Annotated in this window: 3 protein-coding genes; all 3 read right to left on the bottom strand. The window is 62.7% G+C overall.

The features are described 5' to 3' along the window. Nucleotides 1-83 precede the first annotated feature (83 nt). Entirely contained in the window at nucleotides 84-371 is a 288-nt protein-coding gene (locus ACH4F2_RS36255; RefSeq protein ID WP_031333174.1) for a hypothetical protein, read from the bottom strand. Nucleotides 372-532: 161 nt separating this feature from the next. Further along, nucleotides 533-976 (bottom strand): hypothetical protein, encoded by a 444-nt coding sequence (locus ACH4F2_RS36250; protein WP_353798932.1) that lies wholly within the window; start codon nucleotides 974-976, stop codon nucleotides 533-535. 24 nt (nucleotides 977-1,000) lie between these two features. Next, nucleotides 1,001-1,222, bottom strand: a 222-nt coding sequence (locus ACH4F2_RS36245) for a hypothetical protein (RefSeq protein ID WP_398136834.1), incomplete at its 5' end; no start/stop codon positions are given.

Here is a 1,222-nt window from a genome sequence, read left to right as displayed (position 1 = left end):
TGGAAGTTCGCCGATAGCTCTGGTTCGACAATCAGCCGTGCGGATCCCGCGTTGTAACTGTCGGCCACAGGTCACCTCGCTATTTAGTTGTTGAGCCCCAATTTCGCGAGAACGCGATCGACGGATTTCGTGTCGCGTTCGCGTTCGAGGAGTTCGAGGGCGGTACGTGGCCGTTCGAGAGGCAGGGGCGGCGATCCCTTGTTTCCATGGACCCGCCGAAGGGTGTAGTCGAGTCCTTGGATGGCTTCGACCGTCGCCATTTGCAGGTAGACCTCGCGGGACATTCCCAGAGGTGTCATCAGCGGTGCGGGCGCGTCGCCCCCAGCGCTGGAGTCTTGGTCGAGGAGGTATTCAGCCAACTCGAAATCCATTGCGCGAGCGGCTTTGTAGTGGGTGTGCTCTGGAAGTCGGTAGAGGAGCCGATACAGCTTCGGCCACGGGTGTTTGTGACGAAAGAAGTCGAGGAGATCGAGTCCGAACTCGCGTTGAAGGTCGAACTCGATCTCTTCCCCGTAGGCGTCGATGAGCTGGATCAGCCCTGCGATCCCCCCGGGACATCACTCGCCCCGTTGCTCCCCTGCGGCCGTTGCCCGTAGAAGTGCGTCTGCACATCCTGGAGGAACGCAGCGGTGACCTTGAAGTGTTTGCCTCGCAACAGTTCCGACCACACTCGCTCGTACGCTTCACCGCATACCGCCATCAGCAGCGGCTGAAAGTCTTGGGGAGACAGATTCTTGATCCCGTGCTCGAGGAGCATGGTCATCGCGACGATCCGTTCGGTCTCGACCGGCTCGGTGATTACGATGTCGGGCACGATGCCGTCTTCTTCACCGATGACGTACGGGTCGAGGGGCACGAAGTCCTTGGTGGCTTCGTTGGCGAGGGCGGTGAAGCGGCCGACGGCCTTCTTCTCCGGTTCCTGCACGGGCGCGATGCGGCGGGGCTTGGGGGCGGTGGCCTTGCGGGGGGTAGCCATGGGGTGTCTCTTTTCGTTCGAGGGTCAGGAGGCCGAGCGGGAGCGCGGCTTGGCGGGCTTGGACGGCTGGGCGTCCTCGGATGAGATGGCCTCGCCGGTCTCAGCGGGTGTCGACGCGTCGTTGGTTGCGGTGCTGTCGTCGGCCAGGTCGGGATCTGGTGCTGCGGCACGGAAACCGCGGCCCAGCAGGTTGTGGTAGGCGGTTGCGCTGTGAACGGTGACCTTCTCCTCGCCCTTTTCCAAGAC

The sequence above is a fragment of the Streptomyces sp. NPDC017890 genome, assembly GCF_044328675.1.
Lineage (GTDB): Bacteria > Actinomycetota > Actinomycetes > Streptomycetales > Streptomycetaceae > Streptomyces.
The sequence above is the reverse complement of the archived record's forward strand: the minus strand, read 5'-3'. Positions and strand labels throughout refer to the sequence as shown.

Coding starts and splice junctions, on each gene's coding strand:
- ACH4F2_RS36255 (WP_031333174.1), bottom strand. CDS start 371: ATGGATTTCGAGTTGGCTGAATACCTCCTCGACCAAGACTCCAGCGCT.
- ACH4F2_RS36250 (WP_353798932.1), bottom strand. CDS start 976: ATGGCTACCCCCCGCAAGGCCACCGCCCCCAAGCCCCGCCGCATCGCG.